The organism is Streptomyces sp. CMB-StM0423 (genome assembly GCF_002847285.1).
Lineage (GTDB): Bacteria > Actinomycetota > Actinomycetes > Streptomycetales > Streptomycetaceae > Streptomyces.
Genome location: NZ_CP025407.1, coordinates 5,031,657 through 5,051,116, shown reverse-complemented (window position 1 = coordinate 5,051,116; position 19,460 = coordinate 5,031,657). Strand labels below are relative to the sequence as shown.

The window sequence follows — 19,460 nt, the reverse complement described above, 5'->3', positions numbered from 1 at the left end:
CCGTCACCCCGGAGAGGGGGGAATCTCACCCTCCGCATAACCGATTTCGGACAGGGGAGACTTGCCGGAAGTGTGACACGGCATGATCTCCGCGTCAACGGCCCCCCGGGCGGCCTGATCTCAGCCCTTCGGCCCGGCCCTCATGCCCCTTGTTCCCTGATCTGCCGCGCCGTTCCCGCCGGCGGCAGGATCGCCGCCGCCGTCTCGCGCGCGTACCGCGCGGGCTCCGTGCTGCGGGAGATGGCGGCGAAGGTGAGGGAACCGGCGTACAGGATCAGGAAGCGGTTCGTGACCGCGTCCGGGTCGGATATCCCGGTGGCGGCGATCAGGCCGCGGAGGTACGCGCTGACGGCGAGCTGGTGGTCGCGGACCGCGGCGGCGGCGCGGGCGCTGTCCGCGCCGATCTCGTTGAAGGCGTTGGTGAACGGGCAGCCGCGGAAGTCCGGTCGGCCGAACCACCACTCCAGCCAGTCGAAGACCGCCAGCACCCGCTCCCGCGGCAGTCCGGTGGCCTCCTTGGCGACGAATTCCGCCAGCTCCGCGCGCACCCAGCGGTCGCGCCGCCGCAGGTACGCCTCGACCAGCTCGTCCTTGGAGGCGAAGCAGTGGTAGAGCCGCTTGAGGGAGACGCCGGCGGTGTCGCGGATCCGGTCCATGCCGACCGCGCGGATGCCGTGGGCGTAGAAGAGCCGGTCGGCGGCTTCCAGTACGCGCTCCCGGGCGACCTCGTTGCCCGCGTCGTCCATGTCCGCTGCTCCCGTTCCGCCCGTGCCCGCCGTCACGTCCCGCTGCGCCGCCCACAACGTACCGGCTCTGTCCCGATCACGTCGCGGCGGCGTCCGGCCGCTTGAGAACGACCGTTCTCGACATTACCCTCTGAGCGGAGAACGGTCGTTCCCCGGCCGTTCCACACCGTCGGTGCCGGCGGGCCCGGAACAGGGGACCGGGTCCGCCACGCACCGCCGGCCAGGCCCGGAGCAGCAGGGTCCGGGGTACGGGGGTACGTGCCCGGAGACGGGACACGACACGGGGAGGTCAGTTGCTACGCGTGCATTTCACCGCCGCCGACCTGGCGCGCACCCGGATCGCCGACGGCCCTGACCCGCTGTGGGAGACCGTCCTGAGCGTGCACCAGCTCACCGAGCAGCGCCCCGACCCGGCGCTGCGCGCCTGGCGTACGCGGGAGTGCGGCCACGGCAGAGCCGCCTTGCGCATACTGCGGCCGGTGATGCCGCCCCGCGGCTACTTTCCCGACTTCCTCACCCCGGCCGCCTCGCTCGGCGGCCTGGAGTCCGGCATCGACGCCGTGCTGTCCACGCCCCGGCAGCGGCTGCGCGCCGAGCTGGCCCGGCTGGTGGAACGGGCCACGCCGCCCGCGTGGATGCGGCCGCTGGCGGAGGGCGAGCCGGAGAGCCTGCGGCGGCTCGGACGGGCGCTGCGCGCGTACCACGCGTCGGTGCTGCGGCCCGCGTGGCCGTGGATCGGCCGGCGTACGGAACAGGACCGGCTGTGGCGGGCGCAGACGCAGAGCGTCGCGGGCACGGACGCGATGCTGCGCACCTTCGGCTCGCTGCTGCGCTGGCGCCCGCCGGTGCTGACGGTGGACTACCCGATCGACCGCGATCTGCATCTCGACGGGCGCGGGCTCGTGCTGGTGCCGTCGTACTTCTGCCGCCACCTGCCGGTCGCGCTGGCAGATGGGTCGCTGCCGCCGATCCTCGTCTACCCGGCGCGGCCCCCAGTGGACCGGGATACGGGCGGCGCGGCGGGGGCCGCCGGGGCCGAGAGCCTCGCGCAGCTCCTCGGACACACCCGGGCCGCCGTGCTGCAGAGCCTCGGCGGCCTGTGCACCACCTCGGAGCTGGCCCGCCGCGCGGGGGTGTCGGCCTCCTCGGCGAGCGAGCACGCCGCGGTGCTCCGCCGCGCCGGGCTGATCACCAGCACGCGCTTCCGCAACCGGGTGCACCACTCCCTCACGCCCCTCGGCACGGCGCTGCTCGCCGGGGACACCGTGCCCGCCACGGCGTGAGCGGAACCCGTGCGCCGTCGTTCGGGTACGTCCGAAAGGTCTGGGGCCCGCGCCGACCACCGGCTGGTCGCGCCCCTGGAGAACGACCGGAACCGAGGCCCGGGACCCTCCCGGCAACCCGCCCGTGTCAGGTTTGCGTGAGAGCGCCCTCGAAGTCGTAGCGTCCGCGACATGACCCACACGACCACTCCGCAGCAGCACACCGGCTCCGGCTTCGGCGCCCGGAGCACCACCGCCGACGTCCTGCAAGGCGTCGGCCTGAGCGGCCGGCTCGCCGTCGTCACCGGCGGCTACGTCGGTCTGGGGCTGGAGACGACCCGCGCGTTCGTACGGGCCGGAGCCCGCGTCGTCGTACCGGCCAGGCGGCGCGACGCCGCCGAGCATGCGCTCGCCGGCCTGGCGGGCGAGGGCCCCGGCGGAATCGAGGTCGACGAGATGGACCTCGCCGACCTGGACAGCGTCCGCGGCTTCGCCGACCGGTTCCTCGCCTCCGGCCGCTCCCTCGACCTGCTGGTCAACAACGCCGGCGTCATGGCCAGCCCGGAGACCCGCGTAGGACCGGCGGGCTGGGAGGGGCAGTTCGCCGTGAACCACCTCGGCCACTACGCCCTCGCCAGCCACCTCCGCCCCGCCCTCGTCCGCGACGGCGGCGCCCGCGTCGTCGCCCTGTCCTCCCGCGGCCACCACCTCTCCGGTATCCGCTGGAACGACCCGCAGTTCCGCGCGGAGCCGTACGACAAGTGGCTGGCGTACGGCCAGTCGAAGACCGCGAACGCGCTCTTCGCCGTCCACCTCGACGCCCTCGGCCGGGACGCGGGCGTACGGGCGTTCAGCGTGCACCCCGGGATGATCTTCACCGAGCTCGGCCGCCACGTCCCCCGCGAGGAGCAGATCGCGCAGGGCTGGATCGACGAGGACGGCAACATGAGCGCCGCGTTCAAGACCACCGAGCAGGGCGCCGCCACCCAGGTGTGGGCGGCGACCTCGCCGCGCCTGGCCGGCCTGGGCGGCGTGTACTGCGAGGACTGCGACGTCGCCGAGCGGGCGGGCGCGGGCGGCGAGCAGGAACTGCGCGCGGGCGTACGGGACTACGCCACCGACCCGGACCAGGCCGCCCGGCTGTGGGCGCTGTCGGCGGAGCTGACGGGCGTCGACGCCTTCGGGACGGCGTCCAGCCGGGCCTGATCCGGACCCAAGGGGCCTTCCGCTGCCTAGAGTTGCGTGCATGGAGATGCGACGGCTGGGGGCGGATGGCCCGCGGGTGGCCCCGATCGGGCTCGGCTGCAGTGCGATGTCCGGTGCGTACGGAGCCGCGGATGAGAAGGAGTCGGTGGCGACGATCCACGCCGCGATCGACGCCGGGGTGACGCTGCTCGACACCGCGGACTTCTACGGCATGGGCCACAACGAGTGGCTGATCCGGCAGGCGCTGCGCGCGGGGGACCGGGAAAAGGTGGTCCTGAGCGTGAAGTTCGGCCAGTTGACCGGCCTGGACGGCACGTTCGGGATCAGCGACGGGCGGCCGGCGGCGGTGAAGACCTTCCTCGCGTACTCGCTCCAGCGGCTCGGCACCGACCACGTCGACATCTACCGCCCGGCCCGGCTCGACCCCGCCGTGCCGGTCGAGGAGACGGTCGGCGCCATCGCCGAGGCGGTACGGGGCGGGTACGTGCGCGGCATCGGTCTTTCCGAGGTGGGCCCGGAGACGATCCGGCGGGCGCACGCCGTCCACCCGATCGCGGACGTGCAGATCGAGTACTCGCTCTTCAGCCGCGGCGCCGAGGACGGCGTACTGGAGACGTGCCGGGAGCTGGGCATCGGCGTCACGGCGTACGGGGTGCTGTCCCGCGGCCTGCTCTCCGGCAGCTACCGCCCGGTGGCCGACGCGACCGGCGCGCGCTCCCATCTGCCGCGCTTCCAGGACGGCAACGTGGCGGCGAACCTGGCGCTGGTGGAGAACCTGCGGAAGATCGCCGAGCCGCGCGGCATCACGGTCGCGCAGCTCGCGGTCGCCTGGGTGCTGGCGCAGGGGCGGGCGGGGACGCGGCCGGAGGGCGACGTCGTCGCGCTGGTGGGGGCGCGGCGGCCGCGGCGGGTCGCGGACGCGGTGGCGGCGGCCGGACTGACGCTGACGGACGAGGAGTTGGCGGCGGTGGAGCGCGCCGTGCCGCGTACGGCGGTGGCCGGCGAGCGGTACGGTGCGGCGGCGCTGGCGCACCTGGACAGCGAGCGGTAGGACTCCCGGCCGGTACGCGGACGGGCCCGCGGCGCGGATGCGGGCCCGTCGGCGTACGGTCAGCCGGCGTACGGTCTGCCGGCGTGGACGCCGGTCAGCCTCCGGCGCAGGGCCGTCAGCAGCGCTTCTCGGACGCGCCCTGGTTGGGCAGCGCCGCCCCCTCGACGCGCAGCGTGCCGACCGCGGCCGTGCACTCGTTCGCGGTGGCAGTGCCCTGCGTCCAGAACTCCTGCTGCTTGGTGTCGTTGCGGGTGAGCTTGCCGACCACGGCGTCCCGGTCGTAGCTGAACACGCCGAGGGTCACGTCGTACGGCTTCGCGCCGGTGTGGAAGCTGTCCCACACCCACAGGTAGCCGTAGTTCTCCTTGCACGAAGGCGAATAGAACTGCTTCACCGACGCGACTGTCGCGCCGCTCCGCTTGATGTAGCCGGTCGCCCCGATCTGGTAAGCGTCTTCACAGACCCCGGCGGCCTGCGCCCGCTTGCTCTCGGGGTTTCCCTTGGCGGTCGGCGCGGTGGCCGCGGCCCGGTCGCTCGTGCCCGAGGGCGCCGGCGCGGGCCCGCTGCCCGCGTAGGCGGCGCCGGCGGGGGTGAGGACCAGCACGGTGGCCGCAGCCGCCAGAGCGAACTTCCTGACTCGGGTGGAACGCATAGCGGTACTCCCTTTTCTGGACACAGAGGGATTTCAGAAGCATACGGCTCATGCCCCGGATACCCGGTAAGACCCGTGACGCCCCCGGGGGGTTGTAGAAGCAACCGGCGCAAATCCCCCGATCTTTCAAGCCCCGGGCGGGGATCGCACGACGCGCATCGAGGCGCCCGCGCGCCCGGCCCGGCGGCGGCGTACGCGGGCGGCGCTACAGTGAGCGCGTGACCTCCCCTCCGGACGACGCATCCACGCTGGTCGGCGACGGCGAACGGGACGACGGCGCCCGGCGGTTGCGGGACGCGTACGCCGAAGGGCGGCTGACCCGCGAGGACATGGACGCGCGCCTCGACCGCGTGCTCACCGCCACCACGCGCGGCGAACTGGCCGCGGCGCTGGCGTCGTTGCCGGCGGCGGACCCGGGCACGTCGGCCGCGATCGGGGCCGCGACCGGGCGGGTGAAGCGGAGCGGCGCGTGGCGGGTGCCGCGGACGCTGAAGGTGGATTCGGCGCTGGGGCGGGTGCGGCTGGACCTGTCGCGGGCGGTCATCGAGCACCCGGTGGTCGACATCGTGCTCAACGTCGGCACCGGCAGGGCCTCGATCATCGTTCCGCACGATGCCGTGGTCGACCTCGACGGCGTGCAGACCGGCATGAAGGACTCCGTCTACAAGCCCCCGCGCAGGCCCGCGTCCGGTGGGCCGACGATCCGGATCACGGGGGTCATGGGCTTCGGCCGGCTGACGGTCCGGCACGCGCGCCGCTGACCGGACGGGGGCCGGGCGTCAGCCGTCGGGGTCCACGTGCACGAAGAGGTCGCCGCGGCCTTGGCCTTCGAGGCGGGGCATGCCGAGATCACGCAGCCGGAGGGCCTGGTCGTCGCGCATGGCGGCGGGGATGCGGACGTTCTTCTCCCCGTCGATCAGGGTCGGTACGAGGGCGGTGGTGCCCCCGGCCACCTGCTCCGGGGGCAGCACGACCTGGACGTGGAGGTCGTCGCCGTCGCGGGTGAAGCGGGGGTGCGCCCGCTGGGCGACGTCGACGTAGAGGTCCGCCGCGGGGCCGCCGCCCGGGCCGGCCTCGCCCTCACCGGCGAGCTTGATGCGCATGCCGTGGTCGATGCCCGCCGGGATCCTGACGTGGAGCGTGCGGCGGGTGAATACCCGGCCGTCGCCGTCGCACGTGGGGCACGGGTGCGGCAGGAAGGTGCCCAGGCCCTTGCATTTCCGGCACTCGGACGCGGTCCTGACCTGGCCGAGGAAGCTGCGCGTGGCCTTCGGCACCTGGCCCGCGCCGCCGCAGTCCGTGCACTTCTCCAGCGTGGTCCCCGTCGCCGCGAGCCCGCCCGAGCAGGCCGTGCAGAGGACCGCCGTGTCGATCGCGAACTCCTCGACCGTGCCCCGGGCCATGTCCTCCAGGTCCAGGTCGAGCGGAAGCGTGGCGTCGGTGCCCCGGCGGGCGCGGCCCGGCCCCGGTTTGGTGCCCGCCGAGCCGAAGAAGGCGTCCATGATGTCGCGGTAGTTGTCGACGCCCGCCCCGCCGACCACGGTCAACCGCACCGCACCGGCGCTCTCCCCACCCCTGTCCGCCATGGGCACGAGTCTGTTCAGCCCGCGTCCGCGAACGGACCTTCCTCGTCAGGCGGTTGGCCGTCCGCGTACGGGGGCGGGTCCTCGGGGAACCCGAAGAAGCGGCGCAGGGCGTCGGCTTCCTGCTTCTTGCCCGACCCCTCCATGGCTTCGGCCATCCGCGAGATCAGCAGGATCGTCTCCGGGTCCCGGCGCCCGAGCTTGAGCCAATCGGCCGTCAGGTCGGCGAACTGCTCCTCCGGCGGCACGACCGCCTCCTCCGGCACCGGCTCGGGCTCGGGCTCGTACTCCGGCTCGGGTTCCGGCGCGTACAGCAGGTCGCGGAAGGGCGGGGCGACCTCGCTGTTGTTCGCCGCGGCGGAGAGCCGGGCGAGCAGCCCGATGCGCTCGACCGTGCCCTCCACCTGCTCGTCGTTGCGCGCGAGCCACCACACGACGGCGCTGCCGGGATCCTTCAGCACGTCGTCGGAGAGGTACATGCGCTTGTTCCGCTCGTAGTTGCGCTCGTGCTCCCAGACGTCCTCGTCCTTCCGTACGTTCGACAGCTTGCTCAGCCGCTCCCGGTCGGAGTCCGACAGCGCCAGGCCCACGTCCTTCGCCATGGCCAGCACACGGCCCGAGGCATCCGGCTCCATCACGCTCAGCACGCCGTTGAGCTGGTGCTGCGCCATGGCCGGCGACCGCGGCGACTGCCGGGCGGCGAACTCCCGGGCGCGCAGCAGGACGGCGTGCACGGCGAGGCCGCAGGGGTCGAAGTGCGGGCTCTCGCAGTCCTCGGGGATCCAGCGCACGGTGGCGGAGAAGAGGAAGTCGTAGTCGGGCACGGCGCTGGGCAGCGAGACGTTCGTGACGCGGTGCTCCTGGCGCGGCGGGGGCGGGATCGGGAGGTCGGGCTCCAGGGTGGTCTCCGGCGGGATCCGCCCGCCGCGGTACGCGCCCGCGCGGGCGGCGGCGACGGTGCCCGTCAGGGCTACGGCACCGAGGGCGGGCCAGAACCAGCGGGGCCAGTCGGCGGCAAGACCCGCGATGGTGAGGACGAGCAGGCAGATGACGGTGAGGAAGACCGTCAGGGTGCGATGGCCGGAACTCATCGGGGGGCCTCCGGAGCGGCGTCGGTGTCGGGGGGTTCGGGTTCCGTGGGCGGTCGGCCGATGCCCTGGGCGGTGTCGAGGCGGCGGCGGTAGCGCTCCGCCACCTCGCGGCGCTGCGCGCGGTCGGAGCCGGAGGCGCGCACCCACTGCTGCGAGAGGACGTAGGTGCGGCCGGCGGCCGCGGGATAGGGGGCCGCGGCGGCGGCCAGCGTGGCGAGCAGCGCGTCGCGGTGGGCGGGGGTACGGGCGGCCGCGGCGGCGGTCAGCCAGGTGCCGACGTGGGGCGCCCACTCCTCGTGCGGCCGGTGCGCGAACACGGCGGCCAGGCACTCGGTCAGCCGCTCGGTCGCGGCAGGCCCGGTGCACAGGGCCGGCTGCCGGGCGACGGCCTCGGCGAGGGCGAGGAAAACGCGGGTATCGCCCGGCCAGCGGAAGCCGGTGGGACCGAGGCCGGAGGTGGCGAGCCGGGAGAGGAGCAGGGCGCAGAGGCGGCGTTCGCTCGTCGCGAGGCCGAGCAGGGAGTCAAGCGCGGGGCGGCGGTCGCCGTCTTCCTCCCGGGCGAGGTGGTGCAGCCGGACGAGGGCCTGGTCGGGGTGGTTCACGGCCATCACCTGGGCGCAGACCACGGTCAGGGCCAGCCGGTACGCCCGGGACTGATCGCCGTGTTGCCGCGCGTCGGCGAGGATCTGCTGCCGTACGGCGCGGCCGTGCACGTCGTGGCTCACCCCGGCGGCAAGCACCTTGGCGGCGTCGGGCATGAGCCCGTGTCCGCCGCGGTCCGTCCACTTGCGGGCCAGCGAGCGCAGTTCTTCGGGGTGGCCGGTGCGGAGCGCCTGCTCGGCGAAGTGCTCGATGAACCGGTCCCGTTCCTCGCGGTCCAGCCTCAGGTCCCGTACGCACCGGGCGACCCAGGCGTGGAACTCGGGCCGCAGGCCGGGGAAGTAGGACCAGAAGTGCGCGAGCACGGTCCGGGCGCGGCGGGGCTTCGCATAGCGCACCCGGCCGTCCGGCCCCGTGGGGCAACCGAGTTTGCTCAGCTCGGTGTTGAGATCGGTCCGGTCCAGCCGGGGCCGTTCGTCCTCGGGATGGCCGGCCTCTTCCAGCAGAGCCGTCACGGCGGCGTGGACGGTGTCCGGTGTGGCGCCTTGGAGCATCGCGACGGTCAGTGCCAGCGCCCGCTGCCGTCCATCGGTGAGCGTGTCGACCCACTGGGCTCCCTCCGGATCGTCCTCCCGGAGCTGTGCCAACGGGCCCGGCCACCACTCGCCGAACGACCCCGCGGGCGCCGCGTCCCGGGCACGGCGGATGCCCTCCGCGAGCCGCGCCACGTCGCGCATCGGGGCGTCGGCCAGAAAGCCGTCCAGGTCGGGCACCGCGAGTGCGGCCGGGGGTGGGGTGAGGTGCGCACGACGGAGGTAGCGCATGAGTACCTGGTCCGTCCGGGGACGGTCCACGTGCACCATCAGCCGGTGCAGCTCCGCCGTGAGGAGGTCACGCAGGTGCGGGGGAAGTACGACGACCAGGCGGGCGTCGCGCTCCTCCAGGACGGACCGGAAGTCGGAAAGCTCGCCCAGCAGCCCGGTCGCACCGCAGTCGGACAGGTCGAGCAGCAGGCGGTCGCCGTCGACCACCGCCCGCCGGTCGAGCGTCGCCCGGCCGTCCTCGCCGTCCTCCGGGTCGACCTCGTGGATGCCCGGGCCGGCGGCCGGTTCGTACAGCAGCATCTGCGCGGCGGTGTGCCGGCCGGAGCCCGGGGGCCCGGAGAGGACGGCGGTGCGGTGCTCGTGCAGCAGGCGGCGGGCCTCGCCGAAGCGGCGGGGCGGGACGAAGCGCTGGTGGACGAAGGCGAGTTGCTCCTTGGCGACGGCCCGCGGGTCCTTGCCGCGGTTGCCGAGGCGCTGCGACGCCTCGGCCATCGCGGCGATGTAGACGTACTGGTCGCCGGGCCCGGTGTGGAATGGGGCCCGGGCCTCGCCGACGAACGTGCCGAAGTCCGTCATCGGTCGTTCTCCCGGCGGCGGCGTGCGGGGCCGAAGTTCTGGTCGATGCCGCCGTGGTCGCTGCCGCCGACGATGTTGCCGTCGCCGGTGACCTGGGGGCCGTTGATCTGGTCGCCGTCGACGCGGTCGCCGCTGACCAGGTCGCCGGAGCCGGTGTGGAACGGGGCGTTCGCCTCGCCGACGACGGTGCCGATGCGGCCGCTGATGTTGCCGATGCCGCCGCTCTGGCCGGTGTTGTGCATCCCGGGTGCCGTGTCGTCGGCCCCGGGCGCGGGCTCGGCGGGCGGCTCCGCCGCGGTGGCGGCCGGGTCCGGGCCGCGGTCGGCGGCGGCGAGTTCGGGGACCTGCTTGGCGAGCTGGTCGCCGATGAGCGCGAGGTCGTGGCGGGCGGTGCGTAACGTGAAGCGCATGTACTGGCAGTCCGCCAGCGCCACGATGCTCTCGGGCAGCCGCCGGGGGTCGAGCTGTTCGGTGTTGCGGCCGACGAGGACGGGCATCACGGCGACGCCGTGCGCGAACGCCTCCTCGATCTCGCGGCGTACCCAGTCGTCCTCGTGGTCGAGCGCCCTGGTGCCCGGCCGGGCGGGGTGGACGGTGTCGGTCCAGCCGTGGCCGATCAGCGCGAGCAGGACGCTGCTGCGGCGTACCCCCTTGGTCAGCGCGTCGTTGTAGTTCTCGCCCGCGGGGATGGACTGGGCGGCGAGGAAGACCATGCGGTCGCCGAAGCGGCGGGTCAGCTCGTGGTAGAGCGCGTAGGCGGCGTCCTTGCCTTCGCTCGTGCGGTAGTTGATGAAGATTTCGGGCATGGCGGAGCGTCCTTTCGTCCGGGTGGTGGTGGAGCGGGGCGGTCGGTCAGCGGGGTGTGGTGCGTGGCGCGGTGGCGGTGAGGGCCGCGGTGAGGTCGGGGCTCAGGTCCCGTACCGCGGCGTTGCGCGGGTGGCGGCCCAGGATGCGGGCCGTGCGGCGGAGGTCGGCGCCGATGGTGGCGGAGTGGACGACGGTGGCGTGGCCGAGGAGGGGGCGCAGCAGGTCGCAGGCGTGCTCGACCTGGCCGGACGCGGCGTGCGCGAGGGCGAGGCGGACGCCGGAGCGGGTGCGGCTGCGTAACGCGTGGGACGGCATACGGTCCGTCTCCCGGGCGAGGTAGTCGGCGGCGCGCTGGGGGCGGCCGAGGTGGTAGAGGCACCAGCCGGTGTAGAGCGACACCACGTCCGGGACGTGGGAGGCGCCGATGACCGGCTCCCCGGGGTCCGGCCGGTCGAGGGCGAGGAGTTCGCGGGCCTGGTCGAGGCTGTGCATGGACGCGCTGTAGTTGCCGTCGAGCGCGTGGCCCTGGGCTGCGTGCTGGGCGGCGAGGCCGCGGATACGGGGTGGGGCATCGCCGTCGCGGGCGTGCCCGGCGAGGCCGACGGCGTGCGCCACGTCGCCGCGGAGCAGGCTGACGAGGGCGCGCCGCACCAGGCCGTACGCCGCCAGGTGGCGGTCGTCGCCGGCCTCCGCCAGCTCCACGGCCCGGTCGGTCCACCACAGCGCGGCCTCGTCGTTGCCGGACTCCTGGGCCATCCAGCCGGTGTACTCGGCGAACCTGGCGGCCAGCACCAGCAGTTCGCGCCGGGTACGCGGGCCGGAGCGCAGGGCGAGCTGCTCCGTGGTGTGCGTCTGGGCGATCAGCGCGGGCAGCAGCAGCGCGGGGTCGGCCGTCTGGCCGAGGCGGCGGAACTGGGCGAACACCGCGCGCGACGCCTCGATCAGCGTCGTCCCCCCGGCGTCGGCGGCCGCGCGCGGGCCGACGGCGTCGAGCGCGAGACTGTTGCCGGCATCGCGACCGGTGTCGGGACGTGCGTCGCCACCGGCGTCGTGCGCGAAGACCGGCGCGGTTTCGCCGCCGGCGCCGGCCGCAGCGGGCTGCTGCCCCGCCGTCGACTCGAACCGGCTCGAACCGCCCTTGTGCATGCGCAACGTCCACACCTCACCGTCATGGCTTGCAGGAGAGCGCCGGGCGGACACGGCGCGCTCGGGTACGAGGGCGGCGAGCGCGCCGCCCGCACCGAGCGCGGTGTCGCACCACCGGGCGAGCTCCGGCGTGGGGCTCTTCTGCCCGGTCTCGACCTTGCTCAGATGGCTCTTGCTGTAGTGCACCAGCGCGGCGAGACGATCGAGCGTGAGCCCCGCCGCCAGGCGCCGCCTGCGGAGTTCGGGCCCGAACCCGTACGTGGACTCAGGCATCCGGCCTCCCGTGACCGGGCCGCTGTCGCGGCTTTCGATCGCCGGCACCAGTCAGCGTGCGGCAGCGGACGCGGGTCGAACAAGGCGAATGTGGCTGTTTCCCGTTTCCCATACGGAGAGTGAACGAACGGGCCTCCTCGGCTGTCGAGACTGCGCCTGCGCCATTCGTCGCCCGCTCCGACCGCCGCCGCGCCGACACCGGCGCCGCCGACCTGGCGTTCGGCCTGCGCCGCCTCGACCCGTCCCGCCAGCCGCAGTTGGCCGCCATCGGCGACCTGTGGCCGGAGCGCTCGGCCCTCGACCGGTATCCGCAGGTGCTGCGGATCATCGTCGACGGACTCCTCGCCGAGGCCGGCCGGACCGTCTGAGCCCTCCCCGCCCCACACCGTCGACACCGCGCGCCAAACAATTTGAACAAAACAACAACTAGAACTATCGTTCAAGAAAGAAGCCAGCCGCCCATACGCCGAGGGAGCCCCGTATGACCACGCCCGTCGCCCGCCGCGCCGGTCCCCGGGAGTGGGCGGGGCTCGCCGTGCTCGCCGTGCCGACCGTGCTGCTCGGCCTGGACGTCACCGTCCTCTACCTCGCGCTCCCCGCGCTCGCCGCCGAGTTGCACCCCAGCGGCACCCAATCCCTGTGGATCATGGATGCGTACGGCTTCCTGATCGCCGGATTCCTCGTCACCATGGGCACGCTGGGCGACCGCTTCGGCCGCCGCCGGCTGCTCCTCGCCGGCGCCGCCGCCTTCGGCGCCGCGTCGGTCGCCGCCGCGTACGCCCCCAGCGCGGAGGCGCTCATCGCCGCCCGCGCGGCGCTCGGGGTCGCCGGGGCGACGCTGATGCCGTCGACGCTCGCGCTGATCAGCAACATGTTCGCCGACGCCCGCCAGCGCGCGCTGGCCATCGGCATCTGGGCGACGATGTTCGCGCTGGGCATGGCCGCCGGGCCGCTCGTCGGCGGGGCGCTGCTGGAGCGCTTCTGGTGGGGCTCGGCGTTCCTCATCGCCGTGCCGATGGTCGTGGTGGTGCTGGTCGCGGCGCCGTTCCTGCTGCCCGAGTACCGGGCGCGCCAGGACGGGCCCTTCGACCTCCCCAGCGTCGCGCTGTCGCTCGCCGCGATCCTGCCCGTGGTCTACGCGGTCAAGCACGTCGCCGCCGAAGGCGCCGGCGGCCTCGGGGGCGCGACGGTGCCGGCGCTGGCGGCCGGGGCGGCCGCGGGGGTGTGGTTCGTACGGCGGCAGCGCACCCTCGCCGCGCCGCTGCTGGACCTGCGGCTCTTCGCCGAGCGGACGTTCGGGGTGGCGCTGGGACTGCTGCTGGTCGGGCTCGTCGGTGTCGGCGGGGTGATGTATCTGGTCACGCAGCACCTGCAGTTGGTCGAGGGCATGACGCCGCTGGCCGCGGGGGTGTGGATGGGGCCTCCGGCGCTGATGATGTTCGTCGCCGCGATCGGGGCGCCGCTGCTGGCGCGCAGGGTCCGCCCGGGGTACGTCGTCGGGGCGACGCTCGGCGCGTCCACCATCGGGTACGGGCTGCTCGCCACCGTCGACCGCACGGACGGCGCAGCCCCGGTCGTCACCGGCTTCGCGCTCGTCTACCTCGGGCTCGGCGCCCTCGCCGCGCTGGGTACGGACCTGGTCGTCGGCTCGGCGCCGCCGGCGAGGGCGGGCTCCGCGTCGGCGCTGTCGGAGACGGTGCAGGAGCTGGGGCTCGCGGTGGGCGTCGCGGTGCTGGGGAGCGTCACGACGGTGGTGTACCGCGCCCGGATGGAGGGGTGGATTCCGGCCGGGCTGCCGGAAGGCGCGCGCGAGGCGGCGGGCGACAGCCTCCCGGCCGCTGCCGGGGCGGAGTTGCCGGGGCAGGTGCTGCGGCGGGCGGAGGAGGCGTTCGTCTCGGGGCTGAACGTGACCACGGGGATCACGGGGGTCGCGGCGGCGGCGCTCGCGGTGGTGGCGGCGGTGGCGCTGCGGGGGGTGGGGCCGACCCAGGGGGCAGCGGAGGAGGACGGCTGAGCGGGGTGGCCGGTCGCGTGGGTGCGCGGCCCGTAGCGCGGGGGTCCCGGGCCTCGTACGGGCCGCGCACCCCGCCTCGTACGGGCCGCGCACCCCGTCCGTACGAGCCCGCTGCCCGCCCCCGCCTCCCGACTACCCTGGTCCCCACTCACCACCCCGACGGGAGGCCCGCATCGTGGAGCACGGCGTGACGCGCCGCAAGGCCGAGCCCGTCACCGACGGCCGCCGCGCCCGCGGCGTGCGCCGCCGGGCGGAGATCATCGAGGCCACGCTCCGCGTCGTCCAGCGCGACGGCGCCGGCGGCGTCACCCACCGCACCGTCGCCCGCGAGGCGGACGTCACCACCAGCCTCACCGCGTACTACTTCGCGACCCTCGACGACCTGCTGGTCGCGGCGCTGTCCACGGTCGCCGACGAATACACCCACCGGCTGCACGAGATCATCGAGAGCGACACCGACGACCTCGGAGGACTCGCCGCCCTCGTCGCCTCCGCGGGCGGCGACGGCCGTCAGCGTGCGCTCGCCGAGCGCGAGTTGTCCACGATGGCCGCCCGCCGCCCCGCCCTGCGGCCGGTCGCGCGGCGGTGGCGGGAGGTGGTGGCGCAGATCGGCGAGCGGCACTCCACCGACCCGCGGGCGGTCGACGCGCTCGTGGCCGCGACGGACGGGCTGTGCGCGGACATCCTGCTCACCGACGCCCGCCCGGACGTCCGCCGGATCCGCGCGGTGCTCGCGCACAGCCTGCGGACCGGCGAGGACTAGCGGGCCGGACGGGCTAGTCGACCACCGCGGCGACGGCCTCGATCTCCACGAGCTGGTCGTAGTAGCCGAGGACGGTGACGCCCATCAGCGTGCTGGGTACGTCGTGTTCGCCGAAGGCGTCCCGTACCACCTCCCACGCCTTCACCAGATCCTCCTGCCGGGTGGAGGCGACAAGGACGCGGGTGCTGATCACGTCCGGCAGCGCGGCGCCCGCGTCCGCGAGCGCGGTGCGCAGGTTCTCGACGGACTTGGCCGCCTGCCCGGCGTAGTCCCCGACCGCGGCGGTGGAGCCGTCCGCGTTCAGCGGGCAGGCGCCCGCGAGGAAGATCAGCCGGGCCTCGGCGGGCGCCGTGGCGGCGTAGGCGTACTCGGCGACGTCCGACAGGGACGCGGAGCGGATGAGCGTGACGGCACGGGGCACGGGCACTCCTTCTGAGCCGGGGTCGGACACCCCGACCCTCGCAAGGATCGGCCCCGCCCGCCACGTATTTCTTTACCGCCCCGAGAGCCCCGGGAGCCCCCGCAGCCCCGGGCGTTACACGGGGCAGGGGTGGTAGTGCAGGCTCAGCGCCTCGTCGACGGCCGTGCTGGTGCGGGTGGAGGCGGCGATGACCTCGGGCCAGGAGCCGTACTTGGCGTAGAGCTGGTCGGCCGTCGGGCCGAGGGGGTTGCCGTACTTGGCCTGGTTGCGCTCCTCCAGCACGCGCACCTCCGCGGGCGTCATGCCCGCGCGGGTGATCTCCTTGGCCTGGTTGCGCATGTCGACCAGCTTCCTGGCGACCTCCTCGTCGGACGCGCCGTCCGCCCGCATCCGGGCCTCCGTGCGGCGCATGTCCTCCAGCAGCCCGTGGTAGCGCATCCGCGTCTGCTGCGCCTCTGCCTTCTCGTCCCACGGCAGCACCCGGATCCGGCACACGACGGGATCGGGACTGGGGCAGGGCTCGGTGGCCGGGGCGGGCGGTGCGAGCGGGGCGGTGACGACGGAGCCGCAGGCTCCGGCCGGGCAGGCGGCGGCGGGGTCCGCGGCCGGGCCCGCGAGCAGGGCGGCGGCGGTGAGGAGGGGCGCGAAGAGGAGCGTGAGAGCGCGCCGGAGACGGTACGCGCCGTGCGGAACGTATGCAGACATACGCGGAGTTTTGCCCCGAGTACGCGTACGGTCCCGCAGGCGCACCGGCGACCACCCCGCCCGGCGGACGCCCCTCCGGCCCCCGTCCCGCCGGCCGCCCGCACTCCCGCCGAGCCTTCCCCGGGCGGCCGCCGGGGTCAGATCACGCCGTCGAGGTCCCGCAGGAGGCGGGCCTTGGAGCGGGCGCCGACCACGGACCGTACGGGCTCGCCGCCCTGGAAGACGAGCAGCGTCGGCACGGCGAGGACGCCGTGTGCGACGGTCGTTCCCGGGTTGTGGTCGACGTCGAGGCGTACGGCCCTGACCCGGTCGCCCAGTTCGGCGGCGAGCGCGCTGATGACCGGGGTGAGCTGCTTGCACGACGGGCACCACTGGGCGGTGAACTGCACCAGCACCGGCACGTCCGCGCGCAGCACCTCCTCGGCGAACGTCTCGTCCGTCACGTACGGAACGCCCTGGATCGTCGTCTGCGGTGTCGTCCCTGAAGTCGTCATGTGGCCTCTTCCGTCAGCCGCCGCACAGCGGCACGTCTCCGTCGGTCCCGCCCGCGCCGCACGGCGCCGGCAGCGCCTCGGCGCGCGCCAACTGCGCGGTCAGGTGGTCGCGCGCCGCCCGCAGTTCGGCCATCAGCCCGTCCAGCTCGGCGATCTTCCTGCGGTACACCGCGCGCGCGTCGGGGCACGAGTCGCCCGCCGGATGGCCGGCGCGCAGGCACTCCACGAACGGGCGGGTGTCCTCCAGCTCGAAGCCGAAGTCCTGCAGCGTGCGGATCTGCGCGACGAGCCGCAGGGCGTCGTCGCCGTACACGCGGTGGCCGTTGGCGCCGCGGTCGGCGGCGGGCAGCAGCCCGCGCGACTCGTAGTAGCGCAGGGTCCGCGTGCTGACCCCGGCTCTCTCGGCGAGTTCCCCGATGCGCATACGGCCGACGTTAGACGTTGACGCCGACGTCAGGACAAGCGCGAGACCCTACGCCTCAGGACGGGGCCTACGCTTCCGGCCGCCGGGCGAGGATGTAGGCGCGCGTCGTCTCGGGCTCCTGCGGGTAGTGGGCGCGCTCCAGCGTCGCCTCGGCCTCGAAACCGGCCGCCCCGAGCAGGGCGGCCACCGCCGCCGGCTCCAGGAAGCGGAAGTCCACGTCGACCGGGTGCCCCCACCAGTCGTCCAGGTGCCGCACCTCGGTGCCGACGTGGAACGAGACCAGCAGCCGCCCGCCGGGCCGCAGCACCCGGCGCGCTTCTGCGAACGCGGGCGCCAGCTCGTCCGGTTCGAGGTGGATGACCGAGTACAGCGCGACCGCCGCCCCGAACTCGCCGTCCCCCGCCGGCAGCCGCAGCAGGTCGCCCTCGCGGAACTCCGCCGCCGGATGCTCGCGCCGGGCGAGCGCGACCATGCCGGGCGACAGGTCGATCCCGACCGCCCGCGCCCCGTGCGCCGCGAGCCACCCCGTGACGTGCCCCGGCCCGCAGCCCAGGTCGGCGACCGGGGCGCCGTCCCCGGCCTGCTCCAGGAGCGCCGCGAGCAGCGCCCGGTCCAGCGGCTTGTGCGCCAGCTCACCGCCGACGGTGCCGAGGTAGGTCTCCGCCACGGTGTCGTAGCTGGTCCGGGTCCTGTCGTGGTCTCCCGCGCGCGCCATGGTGGACAGCATCCCACCACGGCCGCGCGGTCACCCCGGCACCATCACGTCCGTATCGTCACGTCCGTGCCGGAACAGCGGCCTCCGAGGCGTCGTCGGGCAGCGGCATCGAGTCCATGAAGGAGCTGACCGAGAACACCGCGCGCCCCGCCCCCGGCGGCCCGTAGCCCGGAGGGGACGAGAGACCGTGGGTGTCCAGCGCGTCCTGGTACGTCTCCAGCAGCCGGATGTGGTACTCCAGCGGCGCGCCCTCGGGGTTGGCCTTGCCCAGCGGCGTCGTCGGCTCCGGGCACCAGGTGGTGAACCGCGGCACGACCCCGTGCGACATGAAGAAGTCCAGCCCCTCGCGCGTGGACGCGATGGCCTCGTCGACCGTCGTGAAGCCGAACGGCTCGGCCATCTCCACGCCCGCGACGAAGTTGGGGATGACGTTGGAAGGCCCGAAGACCTCCGCGGAGTCGAGGATCCGGCGGTGCCACTCGTCGCGGCCGACGTAGCGCTCCTTGCCCGGGCAGTACAGCTCGAACAGCCGCCGGTCCCACACCTCGAAGTTGGGGTGGTAGATCTGCGCGCCGTAGTCGTGGAAGCGCTGCACGTCGGCCTTCGGCAGCGCCTGGGCGACGACCTTGCCGATCCAGCGGCCGGGGAAGCGCTCCTCGATGGCCTTGGCGTACTGGCCGTAGAAGTCCGCCTCGTCCTTGCCGCCGATGTGGGAGGTCACGGCGCCGCCGGTGAGGGTGTACGCGGTGGAGGTCTTCGCGGTGTCGTACCGGTCGATGATCTCCAGCGCCTCCAGCACCTCCTCCACCGGCTTCACGCCCGTGTACGGGCGGCCGGCGGCCTTGTGCTGGCGCCAGTTGTGGTTGATGTCGCAGTACTGGCACTCCTCCTTGGCGCCGAAGTACTGGCAGACCCGGAAGACCGTGAGGTAGATCAGGTAGCCCCACTGGATGGTGGGCGCCACCTCCATCACGGACTTCCCGTTGGCGAGCTTGTGCCGGTAGTAGTCCGGCATCGGCGGCAGCCCGACGTCGGCGATGCGCACGCCGTCGAGGTAGAGCCCGAGGGCGCCGTCGTCGCCCGGCTTCACGCGGTACGGGGACGAGGGGTTGACCCGTACCGAGACGACCGTGCGGCGCAGGTCGTACGGGCCGCCGGTGAGGACGATCTCCTCCGGCGGGCGGTTGAGCGCGGCGGCGCCCAGCTCGGGGAGCGTGCCGTGGTCGAAGGAGAAGATGAAGTACGACTTCGGCTTCACCTCGCCGGAGCCGTCCTCGCCCGCGCCGCTCAGCGCGGAGTCGTCGAAGGCCATCCCGCCGCGCAGCAGGTCTTCCTTGATCACGGCCTCTCTGGGCACGTTCGGGAAGCGGGCCATCAGGCCCTCGATGAGGTCGGTCCGGCTGCGACCGGCTGCGGTGGCTGCGGTGGCTGCGGTGTCCATGTACTTGCTCCTTCCCGGCGTCCGTGGCGGAGCGACGCCGCATCCTCCATTGAACACGGACGGCCTCCCGTCCCGGGCGCCGGGGGAGCGGACATGCCGCGTCAGCGGGGACCGGCGGGTGCCCCGGGGGCGGCGGACCCCGCGGCCCGTGGCCCGTACGGCCACCGCGTCGACCTCGAAGAGCATCTCCGGCAGCGCCGCGACGCCACCCCGACGAGTGTCTGCGCGGGCAGTGAGTCGCCCCACACCCGGTGCAGCGCGGCGAGGACGGTCTCCGGCCGCTCGCGGTCGTGGCCGACGACGTACGTGCCGAGGCTGGCGGAGGACCGCTCGACCTGGGCGGCGAAGTCGGCGGAGACGACGGCTCCGGTCTCGTCCGAGGCGTACTGGCCGGCGATGCAGACCGGCCGGCCGGGGGCGGTGGCGACGTGGCTGCAGCCGTATCCGGTGGGGTCGTGGAGCTGCGGGGGGTTGCGGAGCGCGCGGGTCATGGCCGGTATGTCCTTTCGGGTGAATTCGGAACGGGCGCGGGGGTGTTCGGGGTGGTGCCGGGTCGGCTCACGGTGTCTCGGCCGGCGCGGCGGCAGGGGGGCGGCGGGCGGTACTCGGGTCGTACGGGTGCACAGGACTACCGCCGCGAGGGTGAGTACCGCCCCCGCAGCCGGC

Annotated in this window: 21 protein-coding genes; 7 read left to right on the top strand and 14 right to left on the bottom strand. The window is 74.3% G+C overall.

Annotated elements, in window-relative coordinates; translation table 11 throughout:
• Nucleotides 1–140: 140 nt before the first annotated feature.
• Nucleotides 141–746 (bottom strand): TetR/AcrR family transcriptional regulator, encoded by a 606-nt coding sequence (locus CXR04_RS22050; RefSeq protein WP_101424039.1) that lies wholly within the window; start codon nucleotides 744–746, stop codon nucleotides 141–143.
• A 293-nt stretch (nucleotides 747–1,039) separates the two neighbouring features.
• Here CXR04_RS22050 and CXR04_RS22045 point away from each other — a divergent pair, with 293 nt between their 5' ends.
• The 3 genes from CXR04_RS22045 (at nucleotide 1,040) to CXR04_RS22035 (ending at nucleotide 4,265) form a co-directional block, all read left to right on the top strand.
• Entirely contained in the window at nucleotides 1,040–2,029 is a 990-nt protein-coding gene (locus CXR04_RS22045) for a helix-turn-helix domain-containing protein (RefSeq protein WP_101424038.1), read from the top strand.
• Nucleotides 2,030–2,200: 171 nt separating this feature from the next.
• Complete coding sequence (locus tag CXR04_RS22040; RefSeq protein WP_101424037.1) at nucleotides 2,201–3,214, top strand: SDR family NAD(P)-dependent oxidoreductase; 1,014 nt, start codon at nucleotides 2,201–2,203, stop codon at nucleotides 3,212–3,214.
• A 40-nt stretch (nucleotides 3,215–3,254) separates the two neighbouring features.
• Nucleotides 3,255–4,265, top strand: coding sequence for an aldo/keto reductase (locus tag CXR04_RS22035; RefSeq protein ID WP_101424036.1), 1,011 nt, complete (start codon nucleotides 3,255–3,257; stop codon nucleotides 4,263–4,265).
• A 115-nt stretch (nucleotides 4,266–4,380) separates the two neighbouring features.
• On the opposite strand, the gene CXR04_RS22030 is transcribed toward CXR04_RS22035, so the two are convergent.
• Nucleotides 4,381–4,869 (bottom strand): hypothetical protein, encoded by a 489-nt coding sequence (locus CXR04_RS22030; protein WP_101426524.1) that lies wholly within the window; start codon nucleotides 4,867–4,869, stop codon nucleotides 4,381–4,383.
• A 266-nt stretch (nucleotides 4,870–5,135) separates the two neighbouring features.
• Between CXR04_RS22030 and CXR04_RS22025 the strand changes: the two genes are divergently transcribed.
• The gene (locus CXR04_RS22025; RefSeq protein WP_101424035.1) at nucleotides 5,136–5,678 is read left to right on the top strand and encodes a DUF1707 SHOCT-like domain-containing protein; all 543 of its coding nucleotides are present in this window, start codon (nucleotides 5,136–5,138) and stop codon (nucleotides 5,676–5,678) included.
• 18 nt (nucleotides 5,679–5,696) lie between these two features.
• Here CXR04_RS22025 and CXR04_RS22020 read toward each other — a convergent pair whose 3' ends face one another.
• Genes CXR04_RS22020 through CXR04_RS22000 form a run of 5 tightly spaced genes read right to left on the bottom strand, consistent with a single transcriptional unit; the run spans nucleotide 5,697 to nucleotide 11,817 of the window.
• The gene (locus CXR04_RS22020) at nucleotides 5,697–6,503 is read right to left on the bottom strand and encodes a DnaJ C-terminal domain-containing protein (RefSeq protein ID WP_101426523.1); all 807 of its coding nucleotides are present in this window, start codon (nucleotides 6,501–6,503) and stop codon (nucleotides 5,697–5,699) included.
• 14 nt (nucleotides 6,504–6,517) lie between these two features.
• Complete coding sequence (locus CXR04_RS22015; protein ID WP_234380404.1) at nucleotides 6,518–7,591, bottom strand: hypothetical protein; 1,074 nt, start codon at nucleotides 7,589–7,591, stop codon at nucleotides 6,518–6,520.
• Complete coding sequence (locus tag CXR04_RS22010) at nucleotides 7,588–9,591, bottom strand: ABC transporter substrate-binding protein (RefSeq protein WP_101424034.1); 2,004 nt, start codon at nucleotides 9,589–9,591, stop codon at nucleotides 7,588–7,590. Before CXR04_RS22010 ends, CXR04_RS22015 begins: the two co-directional genes overlap by 4 nt.
• Nucleotides 9,588–10,397 (bottom strand): TIR domain-containing protein, encoded by an 810-nt coding sequence (locus CXR04_RS22005; RefSeq protein ID WP_101424033.1) that lies wholly within the window; start codon nucleotides 10,395–10,397, stop codon nucleotides 9,588–9,590. The genes CXR04_RS22010 and CXR04_RS22005 overlap by 4 nt, the downstream gene beginning before the upstream one ends.
• Nucleotides 10,398–10,443: 46 nt before the next feature.
• On the bottom strand, nucleotides 10,444–11,817 hold the full coding sequence (locus CXR04_RS22000) for a helix-turn-helix domain-containing protein (protein ID WP_101424032.1): 1,374 nt from the start codon (nucleotides 11,815–11,817) through the stop codon (nucleotides 10,444–10,446).
• Nucleotides 11,818–11,936: 119 nt separating this feature from the next.
• Here CXR04_RS22000 and CXR04_RS21995 point away from each other — a divergent pair, with 119 nt between their 5' ends.
• The 3 genes from CXR04_RS21995 to CXR04_RS21985 all read left to right on the top strand — a co-directional run bounded on the left by CXR04_RS21995 (nucleotide 11,937) and on the right by CXR04_RS21985 (nucleotide 14,594).
• Entirely contained in the window at nucleotides 11,937–12,185 is a 249-nt protein-coding gene (locus CXR04_RS21995) for a hypothetical protein (protein WP_234380403.1), read from the top strand.
• A gap of 113 nt (nucleotides 12,186–12,298) precedes the next feature.
• On the top strand, nucleotides 12,299–13,831 hold the full coding sequence (locus CXR04_RS21990; protein WP_101424031.1) for an MFS transporter: 1,533 nt from the start codon (nucleotides 12,299–12,301) through the stop codon (nucleotides 13,829–13,831).
• 187 nt (nucleotides 13,832–14,018) lie between these two features.
• Nucleotides 14,019–14,594 carry a TetR/AcrR family transcriptional regulator gene (locus CXR04_RS21985; protein WP_234380402.1) on the top strand — a complete coding sequence of 192 codons (576 nt, stop codon included), beginning with the start codon at nucleotides 14,019–14,021 and terminating at the stop codon, nucleotides 14,592–14,594.
• A gap of 13 nt (nucleotides 14,595–14,607) precedes the next feature.
• Here CXR04_RS21985 and CXR04_RS21980 read toward each other — a convergent pair whose 3' ends face one another.
• From CXR04_RS21980 to CXR04_RS21950, 7 genes are all read right to left on the bottom strand, one after another.
• Entirely contained in the window at nucleotides 14,608–15,015 is a 408-nt protein-coding gene (locus CXR04_RS21980) for a RidA family protein (protein WP_101424029.1), read from the bottom strand.
• Nucleotides 15,016–15,129: 114 nt separating this feature from the next.
• Complete coding sequence (locus CXR04_RS21975) at nucleotides 15,130–15,720, bottom strand: hypothetical protein (protein WP_101424028.1); 591 nt, start codon at nucleotides 15,718–15,720, stop codon at nucleotides 15,130–15,132.
• Nucleotides 15,721–15,857: 137 nt separating this feature from the next.
• Nucleotides 15,858–16,214 (bottom strand): thioredoxin family protein, encoded by a 357-nt coding sequence (locus tag CXR04_RS21970; RefSeq protein WP_101424027.1) that lies wholly within the window; start codon nucleotides 16,212–16,214, stop codon nucleotides 15,858–15,860.
• Between the two features lie 13 nt (nucleotides 16,215–16,227).
• Nucleotides 16,228–16,638 (bottom strand): MerR family transcriptional regulator, encoded by a 411-nt coding sequence (locus CXR04_RS21965; RefSeq protein ID WP_101424026.1) that lies wholly within the window; start codon nucleotides 16,636–16,638, stop codon nucleotides 16,228–16,230.
• Nucleotides 16,639–16,705: 67 nt separating this feature from the next.
• Nucleotides 16,706–17,353, bottom strand: coding sequence for a class I SAM-dependent methyltransferase (locus CXR04_RS21960; protein WP_101426522.1), 648 nt, complete (start codon nucleotides 17,351–17,353; stop codon nucleotides 16,706–16,708).
• A 58-nt stretch (nucleotides 17,354–17,411) separates the two neighbouring features.
• Nucleotides 17,412–18,794: a radical SAM protein gene (locus CXR04_RS21955; RefSeq protein WP_101424025.1), complete on the bottom strand. Its 1,383-nt coding sequence runs from the start codon at nucleotides 18,792–18,794 to the stop codon at nucleotides 17,412–17,414.
• 101 nt (nucleotides 18,795–18,895) lie between these two features.
• Entirely contained in the window at nucleotides 18,896–19,285 is a 390-nt protein-coding gene (locus CXR04_RS21950) for a RidA family protein (protein WP_442802394.1), read from the bottom strand.
• Nucleotides 19,286–19,460: the final 175 nt, after the last annotated feature.

Bases quoted from the DNA above. Each gene is read 5' to 3' on its own strand.
- CXR04_RS22050 (WP_101424039.1), bottom strand. From the start codon at position 746: ATGGACGACGCGGGCAACGAGGTCGCCCGGGAGCGCGTACTGGAAGCC.
- CXR04_RS22040 (WP_101424037.1), top strand. From the start codon at position 2,201: ATGACCCACACGACCACTCCGCAGCAGCACACCGGCTCCGGCTTCGGC.
- CXR04_RS22035 (WP_101424036.1), top strand. From the start codon at position 3,255: ATGGAGATGCGACGGCTGGGGGCGGATGGCCCGCGGGTGGCCCCGATC.
- CXR04_RS22020 (WP_101426523.1), bottom strand. From the start codon at position 6,503: ATGGCGGACAGGGGTGGGGAGAGCGCCGGTGCGGTGCGGTTGACCGTG.
- CXR04_RS22015 (WP_234380404.1), bottom strand. From the start codon at position 7,591: ATGAGTTCCGGCCATCGCACCCTGACGGTCTTCCTCACCGTCATCTGC.
- CXR04_RS22010 (WP_101424034.1), bottom strand. From the start codon at position 9,591: ATGACGGACTTCGGCACGTTCGTCGGCGAGGCCCGGGCCCCATTCCAC.
- CXR04_RS22005 (WP_101424033.1), bottom strand. From the start codon at position 10,397: ATGCCCGAAATCTTCATCAACTACCGCACGAGCGAAGGCAAGGACGCC.
- CXR04_RS22000 (WP_101424032.1), bottom strand. From the start codon at position 11,817: ATGCCTGAGTCCACGTACGGGTTCGGGCCCGAACTCCGCAGGCGGCGC.
- CXR04_RS21990 (WP_101424031.1), top strand. From the start codon at position 12,299: ATGACCACGCCCGTCGCCCGCCGCGCCGGTCCCCGGGAGTGGGCGGGG.
- CXR04_RS21975 (WP_101424028.1), bottom strand. From the start codon at position 15,720: ATGTCTGCATACGTTCCGCACGGCGCGTACCGTCTCCGGCGCGCTCTC.
- CXR04_RS21970 (WP_101424027.1), bottom strand. From the start codon at position 16,214: ATGACGACTTCAGGGACGACACCGCAGACGACGATCCAGGGCGTTCCG.
- CXR04_RS21965 (WP_101424026.1), bottom strand. From the start codon at position 16,638: ATGCGCATCGGGGAACTCGCCGAGAGAGCCGGGGTCAGCACGCGGACC.
- CXR04_RS21960 (WP_101426522.1), bottom strand. From the start codon at position 17,353: ATGGCGCGCGCGGGAGACCACGACAGGACCCGGACCAGCTACGACACC.
- CXR04_RS21955 (WP_101424025.1), bottom strand. From the start codon at position 18,794: ATGGACACCGCAGCCACCGCAGCCACCGCAGCCGGTCGCAGCCGGACC.
- CXR04_RS21950 (WP_442802394.1), bottom strand. From the start codon at position 19,285: ATGACCCGCGCGCTCCGCAACCCCCCGCAGCTCCACGACCCCACCGGA.